The sequence below is a fragment of the Photobacterium sanguinicancri genome, assembly GCF_002265265.1.
In the GTDB taxonomy this organism is placed as follows: domain Bacteria; phylum Pseudomonadota; class Gammaproteobacteria; order Enterobacterales; family Vibrionaceae; genus Photobacterium; species Photobacterium sanguinicancri.
Genome location: NZ_NOIF01000026.1, coordinates 1 through 26,202 on the forward strand (window position 1 = coordinate 1; position 26,202 = coordinate 26,202).

25 protein-coding genes are annotated in these 26,202 nt (G+C 42.5%); 17 read left to right on the forward strand and 8 right to left on the reverse strand.

Annotated features, from left to right (window positions below):
• Positions 1 to 58: 58 nt before the first annotated feature.
• A complete protein-coding gene (locus tag ASV53_RS06300; RefSeq protein WP_094956477.1) occupies positions 59 to 769 on the reverse strand; it encodes an SDR family oxidoreductase in 711 nt (236 codons plus the stop codon).
• Positions 770 to 1,004: 235 nt separating this feature from the next.
• Here ASV53_RS06300 and ASV53_RS06305 point away from each other — a divergent pair, with 235 nt between their 5' ends.
• From ASV53_RS06305 to ASV53_RS06320, 4 genes are all read left to right on the forward strand, one after another.
• Positions 1,005 to 2,120, forward strand: a complete 1,116-nt coding sequence (locus tag ASV53_RS06305) for an HlyD family secretion protein (RefSeq protein ID WP_094956478.1) — start codon at positions 1,005 to 1,007, stop codon at positions 2,118 to 2,120.
• 17 nt (positions 2,121 to 2,137) lie between these two features.
• Positions 2,138 to 3,160 (forward strand): DUF2955 domain-containing protein, encoded by a 1,023-nt coding sequence (locus ASV53_RS06310; protein WP_094956479.1) that lies wholly within the window; start codon positions 2,138 to 2,140, stop codon positions 3,158 to 3,160.
• Positions 3,132 to 3,593, forward strand: a complete 462-nt coding sequence (locus ASV53_RS06315) for a MarR family winged helix-turn-helix transcriptional regulator (protein ID WP_094956480.1) — start codon at positions 3,132 to 3,134, stop codon at positions 3,591 to 3,593. The genes ASV53_RS06310 and ASV53_RS06315 overlap by 29 nt, the downstream gene beginning before the upstream one ends.
• A 279-nt stretch (positions 3,594 to 3,872) precedes the next feature.
• On the forward strand, positions 3,873 to 4,664 hold the full coding sequence (locus ASV53_RS06320) for a glycine betaine ABC transporter substrate-binding protein (RefSeq protein WP_094956481.1): 792 nt from the start codon (positions 3,873 to 3,875) through the stop codon (positions 4,662 to 4,664).
• A gap of 131 nt (positions 4,665 to 4,795) precedes the next feature.
• Here the strand turns inward: ASV53_RS06320 and ASV53_RS06325 are convergent, their stop codons facing one another.
• The 3 genes from ASV53_RS06325 to ASV53_RS06335 all read right to left on the reverse strand — a co-directional run bounded on the left by ASV53_RS06325 (position 4,796) and on the right by ASV53_RS06335 (position 6,650).
• Positions 4,796 to 5,140: a DUF1840 domain-containing protein gene (locus ASV53_RS06325; protein WP_094956482.1), complete on the reverse strand. Its 345-nt coding sequence runs from the start codon at positions 5,138 to 5,140 to the stop codon at positions 4,796 to 4,798.
• Between the two features lies 1 nt (position 5,141).
• Positions 5,142 to 5,717 carry a rhomboid family intramembrane serine protease gene (locus ASV53_RS06330; protein WP_062687639.1) on the reverse strand — a complete coding sequence of 192 codons (576 nt, stop codon included), beginning with the start codon at positions 5,715 to 5,717 and terminating at the stop codon, positions 5,142 to 5,144.
• A gap of 108 nt (positions 5,718 to 5,825) precedes the next feature.
• Positions 5,826 to 6,650, reverse strand: a complete 825-nt coding sequence (locus tag ASV53_RS06335) for a crotonase/enoyl-CoA hydratase family protein (protein ID WP_062687638.1) — start codon at positions 6,648 to 6,650, stop codon at positions 5,826 to 5,828.
• 261 nt (positions 6,651 to 6,911) lie between these two features.
• On the opposite strand from ASV53_RS06335, the gene ASV53_RS06340 reads away from it, so the two are divergent.
• The 3 genes from ASV53_RS06340 to ASV53_RS06350 all read left to right on the forward strand — a co-directional run bounded on the left by ASV53_RS06340 (position 6,912) and on the right by ASV53_RS06350 (position 9,261).
• Positions 6,912 to 8,345 carry a hypothetical protein gene (locus ASV53_RS06340; protein WP_141226232.1) on the forward strand — a complete coding sequence of 478 codons (1,434 nt, stop codon included), beginning with the start codon at positions 6,912 to 6,914 and terminating at the stop codon, positions 8,343 to 8,345.
• A 103-nt stretch (positions 8,346 to 8,448) separates the two neighbouring features.
• Entirely contained in the window at positions 8,449 to 8,646 is a 198-nt protein-coding gene (locus ASV53_RS06345) for a hypothetical protein (RefSeq protein WP_062687636.1), read from the forward strand.
• A gap of 84 nt (positions 8,647 to 8,730) precedes the next feature.
• Positions 8,731 to 9,261 carry a DUF4136 domain-containing protein gene (locus tag ASV53_RS06350; RefSeq protein WP_094956484.1) on the forward strand — a complete coding sequence of 177 codons (531 nt, stop codon included), beginning with the start codon at positions 8,731 to 8,733 and terminating at the stop codon, positions 9,259 to 9,261.
• A gap of 109 nt (positions 9,262 to 9,370) precedes the next feature.
• Here ASV53_RS06350 and aroG read toward each other — a convergent pair whose 3' ends face one another.
• Complete coding sequence (aroG, locus tag ASV53_RS06355) at positions 9,371 to 10,423, reverse strand: 3-deoxy-7-phosphoheptulonate synthase AroG (protein ID WP_094956485.1); 1,053 nt, start codon at positions 10,421 to 10,423, stop codon at positions 9,371 to 9,373.
• A 287-nt stretch (positions 10,424 to 10,710) separates the two neighbouring features.
• Between aroG and ASV53_RS06360 the strand changes: the two genes are divergently transcribed.
• The 7 genes from ASV53_RS06360 (at position 10,711) to ASV53_RS06390 (ending at position 18,214) form a co-directional block, all read left to right on the forward strand.
• Positions 10,711 to 11,448 (forward strand): amino acid ABC transporter ATP-binding protein, encoded by a 738-nt coding sequence (locus ASV53_RS06360; RefSeq protein WP_062687634.1) that lies wholly within the window; start codon positions 10,711 to 10,713, stop codon positions 11,446 to 11,448.
• A 7-nt stretch (positions 11,449 to 11,455) separates the two neighbouring features.
• A complete protein-coding gene (locus tag ASV53_RS06365) occupies positions 11,456 to 12,265 on the forward strand; it encodes an amino acid ABC transporter permease (protein ID WP_094956486.1) in 810 nt (269 codons plus the stop codon).
• A gap of 114 nt (positions 12,266 to 12,379) precedes the next feature.
• Positions 12,380 to 13,189 (forward strand): transporter substrate-binding domain-containing protein, encoded by an 810-nt coding sequence (locus tag ASV53_RS06370; protein ID WP_094956487.1) that lies wholly within the window; start codon positions 12,380 to 12,382, stop codon positions 13,187 to 13,189.
• Between the two features lie 11 nt (positions 13,190 to 13,200).
• Entirely contained in the window at positions 13,201 to 14,106 is a 906-nt protein-coding gene (locus ASV53_RS06375; RefSeq protein WP_094956488.1) for an amino acid ABC transporter permease, read from the forward strand.
• Between the two features lie 211 nt (positions 14,107 to 14,317).
• Positions 14,318 to 15,190, forward strand: coding sequence for a patatin-like phospholipase family protein (locus ASV53_RS06380; protein ID WP_094956489.1), 873 nt, complete (start codon positions 14,318 to 14,320; stop codon positions 15,188 to 15,190).
• A gap of 147 nt (positions 15,191 to 15,337) precedes the next feature.
• Positions 15,338 to 16,792, forward strand: coding sequence for a catalase KatE2 (katE2, locus tag ASV53_RS06385; RefSeq protein ID WP_094956490.1), 1,455 nt, complete (start codon positions 15,338 to 15,340; stop codon positions 16,790 to 16,792).
• A gap of 330 nt (positions 16,793 to 17,122) precedes the next feature.
• Entirely contained in the window at positions 17,123 to 18,214 is a 1,092-nt protein-coding gene (locus tag ASV53_RS06390) for an ElyC/SanA/YdcF family protein (protein ID WP_062687629.1), read from the forward strand.
• A gap of 145 nt (positions 18,215 to 18,359) precedes the next feature.
• Here ASV53_RS06390 and ASV53_RS06395 read toward each other — a convergent pair whose 3' ends face one another.
• The 3 genes from ASV53_RS06395 to cobU form a co-directional block, all read right to left on the reverse strand.
• Positions 18,360 to 19,856 (reverse strand): cobyric acid synthase, encoded by a 1,497-nt coding sequence (locus ASV53_RS06395; RefSeq protein WP_094956491.1) that lies wholly within the window; start codon positions 19,854 to 19,856, stop codon positions 18,360 to 18,362.
• Between the two features lie 116 nt (positions 19,857 to 19,972).
• On the reverse strand, positions 19,973 to 20,617 hold the full coding sequence (locus ASV53_RS06400; RefSeq protein ID WP_239928741.1) for a histidine phosphatase family protein: 645 nt from the start codon (positions 20,615 to 20,617) through the stop codon (positions 19,973 to 19,975).
• A gap of 22 nt (positions 20,618 to 20,639) precedes the next feature.
• A complete protein-coding gene (gene cobU, locus ASV53_RS06405; protein ID WP_094956492.1) occupies positions 20,640 to 21,188 on the reverse strand; it encodes a bifunctional adenosylcobinamide kinase/adenosylcobinamide-phosphate guanylyltransferase in 549 nt (182 codons plus the stop codon).
• Positions 21,189 to 21,380: 192 nt separating this feature from the next.
• Between cobU and ASV53_RS06410 the strand changes: the two genes are divergently transcribed.
• The 3 genes from ASV53_RS06410 (at position 21,381) to prsR (ending at position 26,069) form a co-directional block, all read left to right on the forward strand.
• Positions 21,381 to 21,770: a YgiW/YdeI family stress tolerance OB fold protein gene (locus tag ASV53_RS06410; protein ID WP_094956493.1), complete on the forward strand. Its 390-nt coding sequence runs from the start codon at positions 21,381 to 21,383 to the stop codon at positions 21,768 to 21,770.
• A gap of 826 nt (positions 21,771 to 22,596) precedes the next feature.
• Positions 22,597 to 24,669 (forward strand): XrtA/PEP-CTERM system histidine kinase PrsK, encoded by a 2,073-nt coding sequence (prsK, locus tag ASV53_RS06420; protein ID WP_189337834.1) that lies wholly within the window; start codon positions 22,597 to 22,599, stop codon positions 24,667 to 24,669.
• Positions 24,670 to 24,731: 62 nt separating this feature from the next.
• Positions 24,732 to 26,069, forward strand: coding sequence for a PEP-CTERM-box response regulator transcription factor (gene prsR, locus ASV53_RS06425; RefSeq protein WP_094956496.1), 1,338 nt, complete (start codon positions 24,732 to 24,734; stop codon positions 26,067 to 26,069).
• Positions 26,070 to 26,202 lie beyond the last annotated feature (133 nt).

Here is a 26,202-nt window from a genome sequence, read left to right on the forward strand (position 1 = left end):
ACTAAAAAGAGTCAAATTTCACGGTGGGTACCAAATTAGAAAATAAGATAAGTAACGATTAATGCATTTTACTGTTTATGGTTATAAGGGAACCGCTCAAATTTGTTTTACTCAGCTGGGTTAACTCAATCATTAATTCAGCCATTTCTGTCGGGTTCACCCAAGTAGTCGGATCCACGTCTGGCATTGCTTGTCGGTTAACCTCCGTATCGACTATGGTGGGAAGCACCGCGTTAACACGAATATTATGCTCTGCACCTTCAGCCGCAAGGCTTTCGACTAAACCATTTAGCGCCATTTTCGATGCCATATAAGGACCAAAACCAGCAGGAATATTACGGATAGTGTCGCGTGCAGATACAAACATCATTGCCCCTCCCCCCTGCTTTTCCATCGCTTTATAGATTTCACGGCCAAAGACCAAGGCTGTCATAAAATTAGCATCAAAAATTTGCTTCACTGTTTCTATCTCAACATCTTGCCAATAGCGCCATGTGAAAATGCCCGAGCAGTGATAATGCGCCTCAATCTGACCCAGTATTTGTGATGCTTGCGCTACCAACGCCTGACTTTCCTGCTCGTTAGTTAAATCACCGAGCAGAACAGTTAGCATACCTGGATATTGCAGCTCTAGTTGCTTCGCACGGACTTCATCACCTTTTCGTCCAAAGGCGACAACCTGTGTCCCTGAGCTAATCAGTTTATCGATAATTTGCTTAGCGGTTACGGAAAAACAAGCGGCAACAGTTGCGGTTTTAAGTGTATTCATCTTGGTCTTTTATCCAATGTTGTTTTGTTGCGTTAAATACTATCGCTAGCCAAAAAGCAATAAAACCCGCCAATAAACAATACAGCTTTGCCTTATAGGCAAAAATGATTCAATAACGGTCCGTCTCATCTCTCTCGGCTTTAAACATGAGCCTACTTTTGTTTATTTTGTTGCTACAACAACAAAACAAGATTACACTCCACGCTCGGCTTTTGTTGTATAGGTAACAAAAAAAATGAAAGATACAATTTACAAATACGCTATCTACACAGTACTAACCTGTACCGTCAGCTTTTCAGCTTTCTTGATCAGTTCAGATAATTTTTCGCCTTTTACAACACAGGCTACAGTGCACAAAAATGTTGCCAATATTGCTCCACAAGTATCAGGGGTGATCACCCATGTGAACGTACAGAATGGACAAAATGTTAAAGCTGGTGATGTCCTCTTTAGTATAGATAAACACAGCTATACTCTCGCAGTACACCAAGCTGAGGCTGAACTGCATCAAGCTCTGGAAGCTAACTTAGCCAAATGGCAAGAGCTTCAATCCGCTGAGCAAGTGCTATCACAGCGCGACGTCGAATGGCATAACACCAACAACAAACTTGTTCGCTATCAAAAGCTTCTTAATAAAGGGCTGATCACTCAACAAGACTTTGATGACGCCCATGCCAGTGCCAATGTTGCAAAAAGTGCGATTGCAGTGGCTCACGCTGACATTCTCCGTATCAAAGCCGAACTCTTTGGTAATGCAACCGCAGAGCCTCAAACTAATAAAACGGGTACGGTTGAAAATAATACTATTAAGCATCGAGTAAAAAGCGCTGCAATCGCAGTCGCTGAATCAAAACTGGCATCAGCAAAACTCGACTTGGCACGTACCGATGTCATCGCGCAGACAGCAGGTACAGTGAGTAATTTGCAGTTACAAACGGGGAGTTATATTAGTGCTGGCGCTATCTCACTCTTTCTTGTCGATGAGGCCACCAGCTGGTTAAGTGCCGATTTCAATGAAAAAGGCATTGTCCATCTTCAAACTGGTAATCCGGTGTGGATATCATTTGACGCTTTTCCCGGCCAAGTATTTGCAGGAACCATTATCAATCAAGATCGCGCTATTTTTGATGCATCAAACCCAACCAATCAACTGTCCACCGTAGTAAATGACAGCCGTTGGATCCGTGAACAGCAGAAAATTCGCACTCGTATTCATGTTGACGGCGCAAACACCGCGCTTATTGCAGGCTCTCGTGCCAGCGTAATGGTAGAAAATGGTCAAAGTAGCGTGATGGATAGTATTGGCTATAGCTGGATCAAATTAGTTTCTTTGTTTCGCTACATCTATTAGCGCAGCCAGGGGGCAATATGATAAAAAATATAGATAAAAATGAAGCTCTCAGAGTTACCTTGACCATCACTGTATGCATGTTGGCAGGAAAATTACTCGACTTTAATTCCCCTGTTTACTTGGCCTTGTACCCTACAATTGTGATGACAAAAGGCAAAGACTATTCATGGCAGGGTTTGGTCAAAATGTTATTTCCAACATTCATCGCAGCTTCTTGTGCGCTTGTCATTGCTGAACTATTTCATGATCATCCTTTTATTATTTGGACGATCAGCCTGATCTTCTTTGATCAAATGCGTCGTCGTGCCGATACCCCAGCAAAACTCGGTGGCATGCTGATGCCCACCTTTAACTGGATTTTGATCATTGTGTTTTCACAGCACACCACTGCCGATATGCCAATGCGGATTCATGAGATTCTAATTTCGATGGCCATCACCATCTTGATCACAAAACTCATGATCGCCCTATTGCCAAAGACTGACCGTCCTTTTGTGCCAAATGGAAAACCCCCGGCTTTGAGTCCGCAAACCGTGACCTATCAAAATCGATTTGTTTCTTTAAGCTTAATAGGTTGTGGATTAGCATTTTTGATGATTGTCGATTTAATCTCGGCCACGTTCTGCATGGTGCCCGTTATAGCCGCAGCAACTCAGTTTACCCGAGAACATTTTCGCCAAGTCGTTGAGCGAAGATTACTCACCCAAGTTGGAGGCTGTGCAATTGCAGTAATCTTTTCGCTGCTAATGGCTGGTCATCAAAACACCATTGGTTATTATGCATTGGGTTTAGGGGGATTAGTGTTTATGATTGCCAGTGCTATGGCTCAAGCACAAGGCGCCTCGCGAGACCTTCATGCTGACTCTTTATTGGCGACTATGCTGCCGATACAGCTCTATATGACAAGTACTTCACTAGGATTAGAAAGTACTTACCTACGTGCATGGGAACTCACCGTCACTTTAGGTATATTATTCATTCTTCATCAATTAACATCTTCACGAGATAGCGATGACCAAAGACATTACAGCCATTCCTGATCTGGATAACAATACCTCGTTTATTATGGGGCTCGCGTACAAACAATTTCGCACATTGGCTAATCAAAGGCTCGCTGCAGATTTCGATATCACACTAGAGATGCAAGGTGTGCTTCGTGTATTGGCGCATCTAGGTGAAGTACCGCAACAAACCTTAGCAGAGACGTTACACCGAGAACGCTCTGTTACTAAACGTCTGGTCGATAATTGTATTAAACGTGGCCTAGTCGAAGCTCGAAAAAGTGAAACCAACAAAAAAGCACGTTATTTAGCTTTAACAGAAAAAGGGACGAAGACAAAAGAACAGGCGAGTGTATGCCTTCAAAAGGTCAATACTGATTACTACACCCCCTTGTCAGCCGACGAACAACAATTACTTCAAACCCTATGTAAAAAGCTGATTCAAGATAATATTATTTTGGGGAGCGATTAACACCATCGCTGATAAGACGATGTTTGAACTACTGAGCAAAGATATATCGCAAGAGGAACTTGAAACGTTCGATCGCATTGCGTCAAAGATGGCTAGGAATCTCGCAAAGTAAAGCTGAACTGCAGACATTAGGCAGATAAAAGAAATTGTTTATCAAATTATTTTTGTAAGTGTTCCAATTCTACAGCTGTTTATTGCAATCAAGCTTAACTCTATGATTGGCCTTAACAAAGCCGCTCATTAGAAGCCCTTATTACAATAATCAGAGAAGGAATTATCATGCCTAAGTCCATTACTCTTGGCGTCACCGATCTATCATTTCATCGTGTTACTGCATCGCTGGTTACACATGTCTTGAATGATATGGGATTTGAGGTCAATCGTATTTATTCACCCCATCAAGATAACTTTGCCAAATTAAAATCTGGTGAGTTGGATATGCTCTCATCCGCTTGGTTACCATCAAGTCACGGTATTTATAAAGCTGATGTAGAGGATGTTCAGCCATTGTTTGAACTTGGTCTTCATTACGAACCTTATGCGCTATGGGGTGTGCCGGATTACATTCCTGAAGATGCCGTCTCTGAAGTCAGTGATCTACTCAAGCCTGACGTTATCGCTAAAATGAACAAAGATATTCAAGGGATCAACCCTGGTGCCGGCATCACTCGATTTTCAATCAAAATGATGGATGAATACGGCTTAAACCAAGCGGGTTATCGTTTCCATACTGGAACTGAAGAAGACTGCTTTACCGCTTTTGAACAAGCCGTAGATAACAAAGAGTGGGTTGCCGTTCCGCTTTGGAAGCCACAGTTTTTGCACCACAAATATACGATTAGAGAAATCAAAGAACCAAAAGGTTTATTGGGTATTGTCGACCGTGCTGTGCTACTTCTACGTGAAGATCGCGCTCAGTTATTTAGTCAAGCGCAGATCAAAGCGCTAGATGCATTACGCTTCTCTAATGAGATTATTGCAGAACTTGATTACCTCGTTAGCCGCGAAGGCTTATTGCTCGACGAAGTCACGCGTAACTGGTTAGATAGCCAAAAGCTCATCACTGCATAAACTGATGTGAAGCTTAACTGCGGGCGTAATAAGCCGCCCGCAGTTACAGCAGTGACATTGATAGAAGCACCTATCAACACTTTAATAAACAAAAACCATTGAACATGGATAATATAGCGATAACACCAAAATTATGCGTCCCACATAACATGACACTCAGCATCTTGCGCCGCTTTCAGCATTTCGATAAGAGGTATCGCCCGAATGGCTAGGCTGATTGGCGGTGACTGATCTAGGTCATCATCTTGATCATATTTCAATTTATCATCAGCCTCTTGAATCGCTTGTTGTTGCAATTCCTGTTGCTTTAATTTCGCTATGTTTTGCTCTAAATGACGAAGTGCAGTAGGAATATCTTTCGCTTCAATCACACCAGGTACATTTTCACACAGCCCCATATAGTGTAGTAATTTCTGCGCAACATCGCCAAACATGGTGATATCACCGCTTATTTTGCTGTGAAATGTTATCAACATACTATTTCCCCATTTCAAGTTCTTTAGCTTTATCACGCTTAGCAAAACAATAGCCTGCAAGTACGCCAGCTAACGCTCCGAATAAGTGACTTTCAAAACTTATCCATTGATGAACAGGTAAGAATCCCCACACCATGGAACCGTAGAAAAACATGACAATCACACCAATCACTATCGACTTAATACTACGGTACATAAATGCATACATGAGCAAATACGCCCACAGACCATACACAATGCCACTTAAGCCAATATGGTAACTAGTACGACCAAACAACCATACACCTATACTGCTGATAGCCCAACTGATAACAAATACTGCAATTAATCGAGCACTTCCCGAACGACCAACAAGATAAGCTAATACTGCAAATGACAGTAAATTACTAATGAGGTGAGACCATGAACCATGCAGAAAAGGATACGCCACCAGCCCTGTGATATGGGTGATATGCCGCGGTAAAAGCCCATAATCATTCAAAGCACCACCGAGCAAAATATTTACAAGATGAACAACAATACACAATGCGGATACAAAGCCAATAAGCTTAATGGCATCTTTATCTTTCTGATTCAAAGAAGGTTCCTCTACCACTGATAGTACAAAGGCATTTACCTTTCTTTTTTTGCATCAAAAAGTGATAAGAAAGATAAACCGTTCTTATCACTATAGCGCGTTGATTCTTTACCAGAAAGATTGGCGTTCTTGATAATCGTATTGTTTGGAGGCATCACTCTCTAATGACTGACGCTGTCGCTTACCAGCAATAAAGAAATTTTTACCTAATAGTAAGCGGATTTGACTAAGAGTTTCACGTGCTAACAACATACGTTCACTGCTTAACCAACTACGGTTAGTCGAATGTTTAATTGCAGCTATCGCATCTGGAGAGGCCTGAGATATTTGTTGGCAAAATGCATGTGCCGCAGCAAGGGGATTATCATGAACAGCGGTGATCAATCCTAATTCTTTCGCAGCCTTTCCCGACACTATGTCGCCAGTCATAGTTAATTGCATGGCAACATCACGACCGACGATCTCACGTAAACTCAGTAAGCCGCCCATATCAGGCACCAATCCCCATCGAACTTCCATTATAGATAGCTCTGTCGTTTCAGTAGCAAAACGCAGATCTGCACCAAGGGCAATTTGTAAGCCACCACCATAGCAACGCCCTTCAAGCACTGCGATAACAGGCACTGGCATCGCGCGCCAATTTCGAGAAACACGCTGCGCTAAGTTGGCATTTCCTGGCAACCACTTCGCGAGCAACTTCAGCGCTTTAGCTTTAGAGGTAGCAACACTCTTAATGTCTAACCCACTGCTGAAATTCCCATTTGCCCCTTTCACAATTACGGCGCGAATATCGCGACGTTTAATCAAGGAGCGGCTCACCGCATCAAGCTCTTGAAACATCTCCATATCTAGCGCATTGAGTTTATCGGGGCGATTTAGCGTCACTGTGACAATGCCATTTACCTCTTCGACGGCTAACTTATTCCATGTCATGTCTATTCCCTTTATCTGGTCTGTCCAGATTAGAGACTAGCACCAATTCTTTAAGCAGGATATGGAGGTTGACCACTGTTTGATATTTAAGCAGTGATAGGCTGGCTCTTCCGCAATCTAGAAAAGGCATAGATGCGACAAACGCGCTACGTTTACGTTGATTATTTGCACAGTTAGAATTATTGCCATAGAAAACGTTTGCTTAATGCAACTAACTGCGTAAACTCAGCGCTGAATTCTAATGTAACTAATGTAATAGTCATGCTCAAAACATGTTTACGGCCATTAGGGATTTTAGCGACGGTACTTAGCCTCGTCGCATGTCAGGGAGACAACAAGCTCGATTTAGAGTCACTTAATGTGGCTAATATTAACCAATTCAACGCTTCCTCGCGCGGCTATGTCATTACCGAACATAATGATTTGTTGGCAATACCCGAGTTTATCCAAGAGATCCATCGCTTAAGCGCATCACTTGCTGATCAACATTGGTTAAAAAACCCAAAGTTTATTGCACAAGCAAATAGCCTTAGAGTACATTTTCAAGCCAGTGAATTGCATGAAGCAAAAATTTTTATCGCTGCACTTGATGAAGCTATCTCTCAATACTCATCTAACATTGCCAAAGTCAACGCTCTCGCTAACGTCAAGCAGCGGGAAATTGATGCTGATCTCATTGCCTACCAGGCAACACTCAATGACCTTGAGCATACCTTAGCTATCCTAAAAACACCGATCCATGAATACGAAACACGGTTAGATAAACTCTCTGACGCTATCGCTGATGAGTCTCGTCATTTCGCTAGGTTGAGAAACGATTTTCAGGCTTCATTCCGAGAACTAGATTCTGATGATCATCCAATGGCCTATGACATACGCTTTAGCTATGTTCAACAACCTCGATCTATGTGCAGTCGTTTTGATGAAATGCGTGAATTAATCACTACCATCGACGAGGGCTGTACCTACGTAAATAGAGAGGAGTTACTCGATGAAATATCAACGACGTCTCACCCTCAAGCTGAGCAACTCATCGACTATTACGCCCCTCTGCTGTGGCTGTCTATGACAAAGCTCAGTGGCTTCTTTGATACAAATTACAACACACAGTTCTTTCCACATAATCTTCGCCACCTGCATGCAAAAACTAAAATTGCGCTGAACGAGAAGCGTATATTAATGCAGGGTAATACCCATGAGTTGCTGGAAGACTACGAGTATCGCCTTGCTCAGTTAAAAAACGAACATGCTCGGAATATCCCATATGATTTTGTTGATGAGCAATTTACAGTTGATACTAACAGTGATGCTTTCGTTCATTACTTCGAGCAATATGCCGCTGAGAACAACTACTCGTTATATCAACCCATTGACCGATTTAAAGAGTTGATTAATGATCAGGCAGCCATCAAACAATTCACGTCAGCGTATGCTAAAAAAACACTAAGTAACTACCCTGCCACCTTAACATTTCAAGTAACAGGCCGTGGTTATTACAATGTTCCTTCAAGAGAAAAAGCAATCGGCATTATTTTCGACTTCTACCATAGCGAGCAGCACATGATTTTAAGTAATCGTGCACGCAAAGGATTACCCGTGATTGTGACAGAGCACACTCCAGGTTTTCATCACATCGAAGGGGTTTCCTTGGTAACAGAATTAGATCGACGTTTACAAGCCTTCATTCTCAGTTAACGACTACACGACTTAAAAGTCTTACGATTGAGACAACAGCCAAGGATTGGCTAATCAATACTTTCTTAGTATCTATTTTATGGATTAATAATGGGAAAGTTTCATGGAACAAAAAGTCTTAATCGCTGACACCCAAGCCATCTTGGATGCCTTTTTAGATAACGGCTTACATCGTGATCATACTATCTACTGTCAATTTCCACATTGTACAAAGAACAACGATGAACAACGTTTATTCGAAGCGCAATACATCGAATTTAATGACGGTTATAGCTGCAGTAAAAATTGGAAAATGCTCTAGCATCTCTTTATTTAAGCCATTGCTATACTCATAACGTATCTACATGACATCCCCTTGTCTCTAGTTTCAAAGCGAGGTGCCAGCATGAATAACGTTCTTTCTTGCGTATTTTGTTGTGCGTTACTGGGTAGCCTTATTGCCTGTACTGCTGATGTATCAACAGATTACGATAAGCAAACTAACTACGCACAATTCAAAACATATCAGTTTGCTGTACAGCCTGATGATGACTCAACATCACTAGATGCTGTTCGTGTGGAAAATGCTATCACTCGTGAATTACAAACCCATGGATTAACATTAAGCAAAGATAAAGCTGCCGATGTCACTATTCGTCATGCGATTCAAAGCCAATCCGACTATCAATCTAGCGGAACATCGTTTGGTTTTGGGTATGGGTTTAATAACGTAGGGATTGGTGTCAGCACGCCAACACAATATAAAGAATACAAATACGGTAAGCTGATTGTGGAGATGGTGGCAACCAATAGTAACCAAGTAGTTTGGCGATCGGTTTCACAACGTAAGTTGAAAGAAACCATGTCGCCAGATGACAGAGAAGCTTTCATTGACGAACAAATTGGTGAAATGTTTAAGAACTACCCGCCACAATAATACTGGCGCTATTGTGTGTTTTTGTATTCACTTTCACCTTACATATACCATATAAAAAACCCAGCAAAATATGCTGGGTTTATTATTTACGGTATACCACTTTAAAGCATTATGCGTTACGACGCTTTTCCACATCGGCAGCTAACTGACGTAACACCGTTTCAGTGTCTTCCCAACCAATGCATGCATCAGTAATACTTTGACCATAAGTGCCCTTCTCGCCTTCAGCCAAATCTTGACGACCTTCAACTAGGTGGCTTTCAATCATCACACCAAAGATAGCTTTGTTACCTTGAGCAACTTGCCCACCAACATCTTCCGAAACAACAAGTTGACGCTTGAATTGTTTAAGACTATTCGCATGACTGAAATCAACCATGACTTTTTGACGGTGACCTGCTTTATCAAGCTGCTCAGTAACAGCATTCACATCCGATTCACTGTAGTTAGGCTCTTTACCACCACGAAGGATGATATGGCAATCTTCATTACCAGCCGTTGAAACAATTGCAGAATGACCATATTTGGTTACTGATAAAAAGTGGTGTGGCGCACTGGCTGAACCAATCGCGTCTGTAGCAATTTTGATATTACCATCAGTGCCATTTTTAAAGCCGACTGGACATGAAAGGCCAGATGACAATTCACGGTGCACTTGCGATTCTGTAGTACGTGCACCAATCGCGCCCCAACTGATCAAATCACCCATGTATTGCGGTGTAATCATATCAAGGAACTCACCCGCCGTTGGCATACCCATGTCAGTCAGATCAAGCAGTAGCTTACGACCAATGCGCAAACCATCATTAAGCTTAAAGCTACCATCCATGTATGGGTCGTTAATAAGGCCTTTCCAACCTACAGTGGTACGTGGTTTTTCGAAGTAAACACGCATCACAATTTCAAGGTTACCCTTCAATTCATCACGCAGCGTTTTGAGTTTCTTGCCATATTCGATAGCCGCTTCGGTATCGTGAATAGAACAGGGACCAACAATAACCAGTAAACGGTCATCGTTGTCATTCAGAATATTGTGGATGGCTTTACGGGCTTCAAACACCGTTTCTGACGCCGTTTCGGTAGCCGGAAACTTCTCTAAGACGGCAACTGGTGGTAATAGTTCTTTTACTTCGCGGATGCGAACATCATCTGTTTTATGCATTATTTTAACTTCCCGTGTAACATCTTCAACAAGTGCTCTCTTGCTGCTTTTTTCATCCAGTCGTTTTAACTTATCGCCTTCATCCGCATTGTGCAATTGCTTATTGAAAGAAAATTACAGTTTATTTCTAACAAAAAGCAGATTATTGCATTACATACTTACGATGTTTTTTATCAATTGGCCCTAAGTTGTATTTTTATCGTCCAAATGTGCCGTCTATCTTTGAAATATCACCATCAAAGCAATAACATGACATAAACAAACTCTAAAAAAATTAGGAACATCGCTTGGCTAAAGAGGCATTAATTGCTTTCGAGCAAGTAGATAAATGGTACGGCAACTTTCATGCTCTCAAGTCGATAGATTTAACTATCAACCATGGTGAGCGCTTAGTTATTTGCGGACCATCCGGCTCAGGTAAATCAACGTTAATCAGGTGTATTAATGGCCTTGAAAAGTATGATTCAGGCCTTATTACCGTTGCTGGTAAAAAACTCGATTCAAAGCACTTGCAAACTATTCGCGGCAAAGTTGGGATGGTTTTCCAACATTTTAACCTTTTCCCGCATCTTACTGTTCTTGAAAATCTTACCCTCGCGCCGAAACGCGTACTAAAGCTTTCCACCCGCGATGCTAACGCACTCGCCAGAGAGTATTTAGAGCGTGTTCATATAGGTCATCAAGCCGATAAATACCCGGCCCAGCTTTCAGGCGGCCAACAACAACGTGTCGCTATTGCTCGCTCACTTTGTATGAAACCTGATATTTTGCTTTTCGATGAACCAACCTCAGCTTTAGACCCTGAAATGATCCGTGAAGTACTGGATGTTATGAAAGAACTCGCCAATGAAGGGATCACCATGGTGTGTGTCACACATGAAATGGGGTTTGCACGCCAAGTTGCCGATCGCGTTGTTTTTATGGACGAAGGAGAAATTGTTGAAGTCGCACCACCAGCGCAACTTTTTGATGCGCCTCAGCATGCCCGCACCCAACAATTTCTTGAACAAATTCTGAGTTATTAACGCGCCAATGAAGACTTATTTCGCAACAACTGTGCGTATTCTCAAACCTGTGGTCTCAGGCGTGTTACAGATCACTGTCATTGGCCTTGCCATCTATTGGCTACTACAAAGCGGTGCTGATGCGATGAATTATCGCTGGCAATGGTATCGTATTCCACAATACTTATGGTTTGTTGAAGATGGCGAATGGTTTCCGGCTGAATTACTGGAAGGTTTGCTTGTCACTCTAAAGATTTCAGCCGTTAGCCTTATCTTTACCTTAGTTATAGGTTTAACCACAGCACTGCTTAGGCTCTCAGACTCAGTTGTCGGACGCGGTATTGCACGTACCTATATCGAACTGATTCGAAATACCCCACTACTAGTACAAATATACTTACTCTACTTTGTATTTGGACCCGTACTAGGGTTAGAGCGATTTACAACAGCAGTATTAGCCCTTTCGCTTTTTCAGGGCGCTTATACCGCAGAGATATTTCGTGCTGGCTTAACAGGCCTTTCTCGTGGTCAATTCGAAGCAAGCCAAAGCCTAGGGCTATCAAACACAGACAGTTATCGCTTTGTCATTTTGCCGCAGGTTATTCGTCGAATTTTGCCCCCACTCACAAATGAAACTGTTTCCTTAGTAAAAAATTCTTCTATTGTCAGCGTTATGGCTATTTTTGATTTAACCACAGAAGGGCGGAATATTGTGGCCGATACTGCGATGCCCTTTGAAGTTTGGTTTACCGTCGCAGCCGTTTACCTGTGTATCACCTTAGTGCTGTCTGGTTTTGCAGCATGGCTAGGACACAAGCTTAACGTGCCTAGCCACTAAACTTTTAAACCATTAAATTTTCACTTAGAAACATCTAGCAAATACAGATAAACCCCTGATAAAAAATTAAAAGCGACACACTATGAAAGTAATTTACTTACGGAGAAAGGATGCATGAAACGATTATTTGCTGCTTTTTTAGCAATGTTTGCGCTCATGATGAGCACTCAATCACTAGCGGCTGATAAAAGCACGTTAGTGGATATTAAAGAACGCGGTACGTTGCGTGTTGGGTTGTCAACTTTTGTCCCCTGGGCAATGCGAGATCAACAAGGCGAACTGATCGGCTTTGAAGTTGATGTTGCTCGTCGCTTAGCGAAAGATGCTGGTTTGAAAGTGGAATTTATTCCTACAGCATGGGATGGCATCATTCCTGCTCTGCTCGCCGGCAAATTCGATGTCATTATTGGCGGCTTATCGATTACGCCTCAACGTAATATGAGTGTGCTGTTTACCGCACCTTATGCACATTCTGGAGTACAACTTGCTGCAAATAAAACGATGACTGATGGTAAATCGGCTATTGCAGATTTCAACAAGCGCAGTGTGACATTAGCAGTACGTCGTGGTGCATTCACAGTACAAACCGCTAAAAAGTACTTCCCAAAAGCCAAGCTTCGCCAATTTGATGATGACGCACAAGCGTTCCAAGAAGTCTTAAACGGTAATGCCCATGCCGTACTCGCGTCTTCACCAAAACCCGAGCAAATGGCAATTCAGTACAACGAGAAGCTTTATATCCCATTAACCGATCGTCTTGATCGTGGTTCAGAAGCATTTGCAATTCGTCATGGTGAATTCGATCTGCTGAACTTCTTTAATAACTGGATCCTACTGCGTACTGAAGATGGCTGGCTCAAAGAACGTCACGACTACTGGTTCACCACTCTAGACTGGCAAAACGCGGTTGCTGAAGGACAATAACATTGGCAATAATGCAATCCAATAACATACAGGCACCACGTGTGCCTGTATGGAAAAAACTCAACAAGCTCGACTTTACACTGCTAACAATGCTAGCGGTGTTCGCTACTTGGCTTGCTTACCGTTCGACTATTGGCGTCCATTACCAATGGAACTGGTCACGCGCTTTTGACCTCATCTTTACATCAGGAAAAAGTGGTGAGCTGCCGTACTTCTTTCAAGGCTTTATAGCGACGTTACGCTTAAGCTTATGGGGGATCTTGTTTGCTGGTATCTTGGGGCTATTACTCGGCTTAGCAAGGCGATCATCATTTACGTTATTACGATTACCTGCTCAAGCTTATATTCAATTAGTGAGAAACATTCCACCCTTGGTTTTTGTTTTCATCTTCTATTTTTTTATCTCCAGCCAGCTCGTGCCTGCCATTGGTCTTGCCGATGTATTACGTCATCATGATGGTGATATAAATACCTTCCAAGCCTTTCTGTTTGGCCCTACCGCCCTATGGGAAAATGTTTTTTCAGGGGTGCTGTGTGTGGGCTTAATTTCAGCGGCCTACATTGCAGAAATTGTACGTTCAGGCATTGATAATATAGCCAAAGGGCAATGGGAAGCGGCAAATTCGCTGGGGTTAACGGGGTGGGATCGCTTTCGTTATGTGATTTTCCCACAAGCACTAACAGGAATCGTACCGCCACTTGCGGGCCAATTTATTTCTTTGGTTAAAGACTCATCAATTATTTCATTAATTTCGATTCAAGAGCTTACTTTTGTGGGTAGTGAAATAGCGAATTCCTCTGGGCTTATCTTTGAAATTTGGCTACTCGTTGGCGCAGGGTATCTCATTTTGTGTCTTGGCTTATCTCTCATGTTTTCTCACCTAGAAACACGTAGCCAACGCCACCTTCAACGATAAGAGAGCCATAACATTCGGCTTTAATTTCCTTCTAGCGGCGTAAGCTCAAATATCTTACGCTGCTTACCCACTCTACTCCCCTTCATCTCCTATCCCTTGCCTTGCCTTACCTTTGATAACTTTTATCTATCAAAACCATAAATTAATACGAATATCTTTATTAACGCATCCCTTCTATTCTAAAACCATAGATTTTCAATGGAACAAAGCAATGAGCAAGAGTGCGTTAATAGTAGAAGGTGGTGCTATGCGAGGTATCTTCGCCAGTGGTGTGTTAGACGCCTTCATGGAAGAAGATTTTTTACCTTACGATTTTGCTATCGGTGTATCCGCAGGTGCTTCAAACCTCGTTGGCTACTTATCTCACGCACCGCTGCGCAGCTTTAATGTCATTACTACCATGGCCACGGACAGAGCTTTTTTTAACCCTGCTCGTTTTGCCAAAGGTGGCAACCTAGTTGATGTGAAGTGGCTTTGGGAAGAGTCTAACAATCGATACCCTTTTAATAGCGACAAGCTTTTCTCAACAATCCCACTTTATGCAGCCGTTACCAATATCGACACAGGTAATGCTGATTATTATCAGGTAAAGCCAAATACACTATCGAAAATCATTGAAGCAACAACCGCACTACCAATCGCCTACCGTGAAACGCCTTGCTTTTCAGGTGGCTGTTATACCGATGGCGGTGTCGCTGATTCTATTCCAGTGAAAGAAGCATACCGACAAGGTGCTAGAGATATTACGGTGATCTTGTCACACCCTCTGAGCTATGAAATGAAGCCAGCAAAATACCCTTGGTTACTGAAAAAATTACTATCTCGCTACCCCAATATTGCGGAATCTATGGCTGTCAGAGCGAGTAACTATAATCAATCACTGGACTTCATTCGCAATCCACCCAGCGATGCGCAAATCCGAGTGATCGCACCACCTGAAGATTTTGCCATTAAGCGGCTGACGATGGATAAGGCATTACTTAACACAGGATATGTGATGGGTAAAAAAGCGGGCGAAGAACACCTTGCGATTCAAAGGGGCAGCTATGGCTTACATGATGAAAATTGCCATTTCTGTTTCTAACGAAACATTGTTTATACGCTGAAAAGATTAAGTGTCATTTTTCATAAGAAATAACAATTACATTCATTAGCAAAATGTACAGTCGTTAGCATCATCATCAATCCGATATAACGTCAAAGTACACCCTACAAGTAGAAGGAATTAGCCATGAGTAAGAAATTAACAACAGCGGCGGGTTGCCCTGTAGCCCACAACCAAAATGTACAAACAGCAGGAAAAAGAGGCCCTCAACTGTTACAAGATGTGTGGTTTTTAGAAAAGCTCGCACATTTTGATCGTGAAGTGATCCCTGAGCGCCGCATGCACGCAAAAGGCTCAGGTGCCTATGGTACGTTTACGGTAACTCACGATATTACTCAATATACCAAAGCTAAGATTTTCTCTGACATTGGAAAAAAAACTGACCTTTTTGCTCGCTTTACCACGGTAGCTGGTGAACGTGGCGCTGCAGATGCTGAGCGTGATATCCGCGGGTTTGCCCTCAAGTTTTACACCGAGGAAGGTAACTGGGATCTAGTGGGTAATAATACGCCGGTGTTCTTTTTACGTGATCCACTGAAGTTTCCAGATCTAAACCACGCTGTTAAACGCGACCCACGCACCAATATGCGCAGTGCAAAAAACAACTGGGATTTTTGGACATCGCTACCTGAAGCGTTACACCAAATCACAATTGTAATGAGTGACCGTGGTATTCCAGCCACTTACCGCCATATGCATGGTTTTGGTAGTCATACCTTTAGCTTCATCAATAGTGACAACGAACGTTTTTGGGTTAAATTCCACTTTAAGTCTCAGCAAGGTATTAAAAACTTGTCTGACGCTGAAGCCGAGAAAATCATTGGGCAAGATCGTGAAAGCCATCACCGTGATTTGCTTGAAAGCATCGATAATCAAGATTTCCCTAAGTGGACTTTGCACATTCAGATCATGCCAGAAGATGATGCCTCTAAGGTGTCATATAACCCATTCGATCTTACAAAAATATGGCCACATAAAGACTACCCATTAATTGAAGTGGGTGAACTAGAGCTAAACCGTAATCCAGAAAACTTCTTTGCTGAAGTCGAACAATCCGCGTTCAACCCAGCAAGTGTGGTTCCAGGAATCAGCTTCTCACCAGACAAAATGCTACAAGGGCGTTTGTTCTCATACGGTGATGCACAACGTTATCGTTTAGGTGTTAACCACCACAGTATCCCAGTGAATGCTCCTCGCTGCCCTGTTCATAGCTACCACCGTGACGGTGCGATGCGTGTCGATGGCAACCATGGCGGGACATTAGGCTACGAGCCAAATGATCAAGGTGAATGGGCAGAACAACCAGACTTCTCTGAGCCACCGCTAAGTTTAGACGGCGCTGCTGCACACTGGGATCACCGAGAAGATGATGATTACTTTAGCCAACCGGGTGATTTGTTCCGCTTAATGACGCCAGAGAAACAAACGATTCTGTTCGATAACACGGCGCGTAATCTGCAAGGTGTACCCGAAGAGATTCAAATCCGCCACTTAACACACTGTTATAAAGCCGATCCAGCTTATGGCGATGGCATCGCGAAATTGCTAGGAATTGATGCAAGTAAATACCAAGATAAGTAACAGGCATTATTCTTCATAACGTCTCGGTATAACGCAATATTGGCAACCAAATTGGTTGCCAATATTATTTCGACCACGGCTTCTCTCCCTGTCAATTTCACTCTTGAACCGCGTTATCTTTCTTGCCGTTAACCATTTCAAAGCAGCATAATTATCCGTACCAGGACTCATCAAAGTGAGACCCTCCCCTCAGAATAAGAACCGCCGTATAAAAACCATACTGCATTGTCATACAAACTTAGCTAGCCATCACAATTTTCGCCCCGCAAATTATCTATATTGCATTTCGCATTAGACCTAAATAAAAACCAAACCAGATTGGTGCTTAAAATGAATAAAACACTTCTTGCCTTAGCCTTGGGTGGCTTACTTAGCTTTTCCTCTACGACTGTTATTGCATCTTCTCAAGAAAGTATTCAATCAAATGTTGAATACAGCCAATTCACGTCTAAACGTCAAGTTGTTGATCAGCTCTTAAGTGACGCTGTCACGGCATTTAAATCACCAGCCCGTATTTCTCATGCTGGCTTTACTGCAAAAATGCCAAGTAATATGGAGGTGGTAACAAACCGCCTACTCGAAGCCTATCAGCTTGAACCTTATCGCACAGATCTATTGATCTCTGCTGCTAATGCTCAGATCTATAACAAAAATGCTGATCGTGCTATTGCCCTATTTGAACAAGTGTTAGATGTGGCACCGCAAGATGTCGATGCGCACAGTTACCTTGCGGTATGGCAACACTTCAATGGCAACGAAGCTGAATCACAAAAACACATGAACACCCTAAAAGACCTGAATGAAGGTCGTGCGGCTGATATTCAACGTATTTTTGATACAGTGAATCGTATTGTTGCTACACCACTAAAAGAGACCTTAGGCAAAGAGCACAAGGGCAATACCGCCATCATCACATTAGGTTATGCACTGAATCCTGATGGCAGCATGCATGAGATTTTGATTCAGCGTTTAGAAAAGACGTTAGAGTTTGCAAAAAAACAACCTAATTCAATGATAGTGCTTACCGGTGGCGTACCGAAAAACCACAAGACCGAAGGCAAGTTAATGGCTGACTGGTTGGTTAAGCACGGCATTGCGCGAGACCGTATTATTGAAGATAACTATGCTCGCAGCACAGTAGAAAATGCACTGTATAGTAGCTATGCACTGGCTCGCCATGACATAGACCACGCCACAATCATCAGTTCAGCGAGCCATGTCCGTCGTGGTCAAACATTGTTTGAAATTGCAAGCTGGCAGACAGGCCCGAAAGACATTACGTTCGATACAGTGTCCGCTGCAGATAAGCCATTAGATGATTTGAAAGTGCCAAGCAAAGGTGAATTGTTAGGTATTTATCGCGACGCATTACGCACATATGGTATGTGGAGTTACCGCTCGTACCCATTAGAGCAACGATAAATAGTGTTGGTTAGCGCCCCTCGCTAATCCGCCGTTACATCGACAATCAGGTCGGCGATGAAACATAAAAAAGCCTCGCATCAATCACTTGAGCGAGGCTTTCTGCTATTTAGATAGCGCTATCATTAATTCATAATTGATGTGGTTAGTAATTTTTGCTTAATCTAGCATCAAATTTATCCGCCCATTCGGGCCATAATTTCCCAAGATCCATGTACTGCTCTAGCGTGTCAGCCACACGATCAATGCCTTGTTCGCGCATTGCATCAAAATCAGGCGTTTGCGTCGCTTCTAACCCCGCCCACGACAAAATAGCGTCACAAGCTTCTTGCTGTTCAAAAATACCGTGAAGGTAAGTACCAAACACTTGGTTCTCAACACCAAACTGCCCATCTGGACCATCAATTAACTGTACAGGCGCATCGTCAGTGATCCCCGAGGTAACACCCGCATGGATCTCATAGCCCCGCACGGGTACTGTTAACTGATTCGGCATGGTTAACGTACCTGTCGTTTGCTTCAACTGTTTGTTTTTGGCCAGTACCGTCTGTGTGGCTAAGTAACCCAGTCCATTACTCTCTCCCGCAGGACCTTCAATGCCTTCAGGATCGGCAATCTGCTGACCAAGCATCTGGTAGCCACCACAAATTCCCATTACTTTGCCGCCTAAGCGCAAGTGACGCTCAATATTTTTATCCCAACCTTGCTCGCGTAAAAACGCCAGATCGCTACGCACACTTTTAGTACCAGGGATAATAATTAAATCAGCAGCAGGAAACGGTTGGCCTTTACCGACAAACTGTAAATTGACTTGTGGGTGCATGCGAAGCGGATCAAAGTCAGTATGGTTACTCACACGGGTTAACACAGGCACAACCACATTAAGCTGTTGCTCTGCGGCTTCAACTTGTTGGCTGTTAATCGCATCTTCTGCTTCAAGCATTAAGCCATGAAGATAAGGCAATACGCCCAAGACAGGCTTGCCCGTTTTCTCTTCTAACCAGTCTAAACCCGACTCTAATAGTTTTACATCACCGCGAAAACGGTTGATCACGAAGCCTTTTACTCTTGCCTGCTCCGATTCCGACAGTAGCGCTAATGTGCCATATAAATGGGCAAATACACCACCGCGATCGATATCTGCAATGATAATCACTGGGATATCCGCTTCTTCTGCAAATCCCATATTTGCGATATCATTTTCACGCAGATTAATTTCTGCTGGGCTACCCGCCCCTTCAATCACGACGGTTTCATGTTCTTTTTGCAAAATAGCAAAAGATTCCATCACAGAGTCCATTACCACTTTTTTATAACCGTGGTAGCTCACAGCGTCCATATCGGTGATGGCTTTTCCCTGAACGATAATTTGCGCACCAATATCAGTATTAGGTTTGAGTAATACAGGGTTCATGTGAACCGTTGGCTCAATGCGACATGCCTGCGCTTGTACCGCTTGCGCACGTCCAATTTCGCCACCATCTTTGGTTACAGCGCTGTTTAAGGCCATGTTCTGCGACTTGAATGGCGCGACATTGATTCCTTTCCGTGCCAATACACGGCAGAGGCCAGCGGTTAAGACACTTTTACCTGCATCAGACGTTGTGCCTTGCACCATTACCGCTTTGATTGTGGGTTGCATTGTTAATCCTTGTTTTGCGCCTGATTTATCACTCAAGCACAGGAGCTACTGTTTATGTGCAGCAATTAATCATTTCAGTCTAGAGACTGAGGCGTACATTCTTTTCGTTCACGCATTCACGATGAGGCAAACTGCTGACTAACGGGCCAGTGTAATTGCGGCCAATCTTCATTGTGTTCATCGTGAAAAATAGTAATTCGATAACGCGCGGCATAAGGCAATTGCAAACGTTGTAAATACCGAGCCGTTTGCGGCATTTCTAAAATATGGCGTAACAGTTGTCTCATGACCCCAGCATGGGTAATCAGCAACACTTTCTTCCCTTTATGATCAGTCAATAAGCGCTGCCATGCTTGAATAATCCTCAAATCAAATTCAGGCAACGTTTCTCCTTGATGGGGCGTATTATGCCAAGGATCTCGCCAAAACATATCCAGTTCTTGCTGATATGTTTGCCACAGTGTTTTATGCAGCTGACCATCCCAAACCCCGAAATCCAGCTCTTGCCACTGTTTATCAAGGTCCAATGGCGCAGATGTTAATGATGAAAATGTATGGGCAAAATCGCTACAACGTTGCAATGGCGAACTTACAATTTGATCAACCTTTGTGATATCCGCAATAGCTTGGTGCATCTGATTCAAACCTGTTGGCGTAATCGCAAAATCGGTATGACCTCGCAGACAACCATCACCTTCAGGTAGGCCATGACGTAATACATCCACTTGTGTCATCATGGTTTTGGCTTTAGTCGCTGACATTATTATCTCTTTATCTTATGGCTTAAACTGTACTGTCTTTTAGCACTTGCGGTAAGCCTGCAATCACAAATACCACTTTACCTGCCACTGCCGCTATTTCTTGATGTAGCCATCCACTTTCATCAACAAACTGACGAGAGACTTCCCCCATAGGAACAATACCTTGTCCGACTTCGTTGCTGACCATAATAATACGCCCCGGCGCTTCAGCTATAGCCATCATTAAGTCTGACTTTCGATTTTTCCAAGGCACCTGATTCTTGGGATCAAATAAACAATTTGTTAACCAAAGCGTTAAACAATCCACCAGCAAACAATTGTCTGGCTGGCTATATTGGCGAATAACAGCGGCAAGATCTAATGGCTCTTCAACTGTCATCCATTCAGAAGGTCGCTCTTGTTGATGACGTGCAATGCGCTCAGACATTTCATTATCGCCCGCCCCTGCTGTCGCGATATAGATAACGTCTTTACCTGTCGCCAGCGATTGGGCTTCCGCATATCGGCTCTTGCCAGAACGCGCACCACCCAATACAAGCTCTATTCCATTAAGGATCTTTACCTTACTCACTGTTCGCCAACACTACTTATTTCAAATCATGTGATTATTGTATTGATTTAACGACGAATGAGAAGCTAGCCGCTATTAATGCCGTTAAAAAAAGTGAAAAAAGTCTTATATGAACGAAATCTGAATACCTATCTCATCATTAATTCAGTTTGAGTGTTGTTTAATAGACACATCAACCAAGGAGAATAAATAATGAAAATAACAAAACGTACCCTACAAAAAACAATTATCGCTATCAGCACTGCACTTATCCTTGCGCCAACAGCCGCTCTAGCGGATAGCCATGACAAAAATGCCACAATCAATTACACCGGCCCTGTCGATACAGTGACAGTTTCAGAGCTACTCAACGACACCAGCATGTTTGCCGAGCGTAAAGCAGTAGTTGAAGGCGTATTGCTTCGTCAAGTCAATGCAGATACTTACATTTTTAGTGACGGCACTAAAGAAATCCAAGTTGAACTTGATGATGACATCCATATGCCACAAGCGATAAATGCAGAAACAAAGCTACGTTTATACGGTGAGTACGAAGGGGGAAATACACCTGAAATCGAAGTTGACCGCATTCAAGTTATTTAACTTCATAGTTCTAAATATTGCGAATAGCGACAGCCTCTGAGATAGATCTTAATTTTGCCACCTTACTGTAAGGTGGCAAAATCATGAGGTTAAAATACGGCCTGAAAGTAAGACATTTACTGTCAGTTTTCTTTACAACAAAGCCTACAATATCACCCCCCCGAACCCCTCTACGGTTTAACCTTTTGATTTTATATTACTATTTTTATGGCACTGAGCTTGCAGTAACTATTTGTACTTCAGAGGAAGTGACTCAATAACGAAACGGTATCGCGCCCAAAAGGTGCATTGATGCTTTTATCACCATTCTTAACTATAAGTCAGCGGGGATAGGATTAAAGGTTACACTTAAATCAGAATAACAAAGCATACAGCGGCAGGAGCTCTACTTTCATGGAATTAAAGCTGTAAACTAGGTAACAAACTGTTTTATCGGGGGATTAATGCTCAAACTATTATTCATATTAGCGCTTAATAGCCTCCCTATCTTATTGTTTATAACTAGTTTACTGCCAATTGAATGCAGTTCATCTATAAACAGCTTACTTAATACTTTTTCTGATCAAGAAGTCAGTTGGTTTTGCGAAAATAGCGCCCACCAAAGCACGCAACAACGTACATTTGATAATCCATTCAAAAACACCCAATAGTCCCAACCATAGTTATTCCGCATCGACAGAATCAAATAAATAGTTTGGTTATGTTCTACGTGCATAAGTCTTTATTTGTCTATGATGAATAAAGAGTGCCATCCATCACGCTCAGCTCAAACTGCCTAGTTTCACTCTAGTTTCACTCTAGTTTCACCAATGCAAGGACGCGTATTGTGAATATTCTCGTTAGCAATTTAGGCTTTGCCTTTTCAGGTATTGGTTTTGTTTTCCTTTTTCTTTTGTTGCTCACAACCAAAAAGCAGAGTTTGCAAAAAAAACTTCTCTACCTGATCTGCTTTTTCGGCGTGGTTTGGAGCCTCACCTCTTATAGCCAATTTACTGCGCAATGGGGGATAGCCCCTGTCTTACTCGCCGAATCTTGTCTGAACATTGCATTGTTTTTACTACTTACTTCAAGTCTATCGAACCATCAAACACTGAACAGAGCCATTACTTCCTCCATACAGAGAGGTCTCTTAGCTGCATTACTCATCATGGCTTCATTAGCAGCAATACGGATGTTTTCACCGATTTTAAACCTAAAGCTGTTTCTGTTATTTCATCTTGGTCAGGCAATTATTGGATTATGGGCAACTGAACAGCTCTACCGCCGAACACACCGCAGTGAAACATGGGCGATCAAACCTCTCTGTTTAGGGTTGGGCGTTTTCTTCGCCTATCATTTTGCCCTTTACTCAGATGCGCTACTAACGAGTTCAATTGAACGAGGCTTTTGGGTAGGTCGTGGTTGGATCGCGGTATTAGCAATTCCTCTCATTTTATTAACGGCTAGACGTGTATCAAATTGGGGGAGCCGCGTTTATGTATCGCGTGAGGTCATTTATCACAGCACCTTACTTTTGGTTGCTGGTGGGTATTTGTTAATCATGGCAATCGCAGGGTACTACCTGAAAATACAAGGGCAAGCATGGGGGTCCCTAGCCCAAAGCTTATTTTTCGCATTAAGTGGAATTGTCTTTGCGAGCCTTTTCTTATCAGAATCTTTTCGCAATAACCTTAAGGTATTCATCACTAAACACTTCTTTGCTAATAAATATGAATACCGTGTTGAATGGATGAAAGTGGCTGAATTACTCGATAATCAAGACAACTCCCCCTATGACAGCGCACTTCAAGCTATGGTTAGGCCATTCGGTTGTGAGCAAGCGTTATTAGCCATTCAGGAAAATAATAAATTTAAAATAAAAGCGGATTATCAAACAGCAGATAACCACAGTGAAGCACAACAGTTACTCTCACACTTAGCGAACCCTGCCGTTGAGCATCAGTGGATTATTGATATACCGCAGCTAAAAAGTGGTGGTGAGAAAACGCCTTTTGAAATTAATACGCTAGAGCTTCCTACCAATCACCCTTTTTATTATGTTGTCCCACTAACCTGCTCTACTGGTGTGAAAGGCGTTTACCTACTGTCTAGGCCAACCTCCACTGACAGATTGAATTGGGAAGACCGTGATTTAATGCGAGCAATCAGCATGCAGCTTTCGGTGTATCTAAATGTTTACCATACCAACCAAAAACTGGCAGAAAGTCGTCAATTCGATACGTTCAACCGCATGTCTGCTTTTTTAGTGCATGATTTGAAAAATGTTATTGCCCAGCTTCAACTCATTAACAAAAATGCCGTTAAGCATAGACACAACCCCGAGTTTGTTGATGATGCCTTCGAGACAGTAGAGTCTGCTGTTGGTCGTTTAAACAAAGTGCTACATCAACTCAATAATAAACGGCTAGAGAAACAACAAACCCAGTCAGTCAATATCATTGACACATTACAGACCGTTTGTGAGCACCGCGCAGTCTCCTTGCCCAAGCCAACACTGCAGTTCAATTCAACATCCAATGAGTCAGTGACCTATTATCATTTGTCTACTGATGCAGATCGATTAAGAAATATCTTCGGCCATTTGATCCAAAATGCACAAGATGCAACGCCACAAAAGGGCGAAGTCACCGTGAAAGCGGAATTAAAACCAGATTATTTTGTCATCGCCATTGAAGATAATGGCACAGGGATGTCACAAGATTTTATTGAATCACGGCTATTTAAGCCCTTTGATACCACTAAAGGCAACGCAGGAATGGGCATTGGTGCCTATGATGCTAAACAGTTTATTGAAGACCTTGGCGGCTATATCGAAGTTGATTCTACGCTAGGTAAAGGCACGCGTTTCCAAGTTTATTTACCCACAATAAACGAAAATCAAACCGTCATTGAAAAATAAGTCACTATACTTTTAATAAATCATCACACTTTTACAACACCACTTTTTAATGGAGTGTCGGAATGGAATCACTACTTGTCATTGAAGACGACCTTGGTATTCAAAAACAATTAAAATGGTGTTTCACTGACTATGAAGTTGTTACCGCAGGGGATAGAAAAAGTGCAATTACTGCGCTTCGTCGCCATGAACCTAAAGTAATAACGCTAGATTTAGGCTTACCGCCTGATGAAACTAATGCATCAGAAGGCTTGGCAACCTTACAAGAAATACTTTCTCTTTGCCCTCTGGCTAAGGTTATCGTTATTACAGGGAATGATGATAAAACAAATGCATTAAAAGCCATTGAACTAGGCGCTCATGATTTTTATCAAAAGCCCATTGATGACGATATTCTTAATATTATTGTGCAACGAGCCTTTATCATCGCCAAACTTGAAGCTGAAAATACCGCCTTAAAAAGTACTTCTCTTGATGATAATGGTTTTATTGGTACTAGCCCACAAATTCAGCAAGTGTGTCGTATGGTTGAACGTATTGCACCTACCGAGATCACCACGTTGATCCTTGGGGAAAGTGGTACGGGCAAAGAGGTTATTGCCAGAGCATTACACCAACAAGGCGCAAGAAATGATAAACCTTTCATTGCGATAAACTGTGCATCTATTCCTGAAACATTACTTGAAAGCGAACTTTTTGGATTCGAGAAAGGTGCATTTACTGGTGCGCATAAAACCACAAAAGGTAAGATCGAATGCGCTGATGGCGGGACACTTTTCCTCGATGAAATTGGCGATATGCCCTATTCACTTCAAGCGAAAATATTACGTTTCTTACAGGAAAAAGTCATTGAACGAGTGGGGGGGCGTCAAGAAATCCCAGTCGATGTGAAAATTGTTTGTGCCACTCATCAAAATTTACAAGGAATGGTGGCGGATAAGACTTTTCGTGAAGACTTATTCTACCGTATCAGCGAAATTACAATAAATATCCCGCCATTACGCGAGCGCGGCGAAGATGTACTATTACTAGCCCGCTATTTCCTAAATACGGCTAATCAACAAACTCACCGCAACCTTTCTGGTTATACCGATGAAGCCATTGATGCATTAATCGCTCACCACTGGCCAGGCAATATTCGGGAACTACAAAACAAAGTGAAATCAGCCGTTATTATGGCAGATGGAAAACTGGTAACCGCAGATGATCTTGCATTATTTAATTTAAATGAAGAGAAAATCGCGCTTAACCTTCGCCAAATAAGAGAAGACGCGGAACGCACAGCCGTACACCGTGCACTTTCTATGAGTGATGGTAATATGTCTAAGACCGCTAACCTCCTCGGCATCACTCGGCCAACCCTGTATTCATTAATGGATAAATACACCATTCAAAAATGAAATCGATCGCTTTGACTTGTAGAACGACTTGTTGTCGTCTTTACTTACAGTAACTATTTGCGTTGTTAATAACAAAAAATATCAATTACAACTATTGTTATTTTGAGTTCAACACTTAACTCAGACCGCTCAA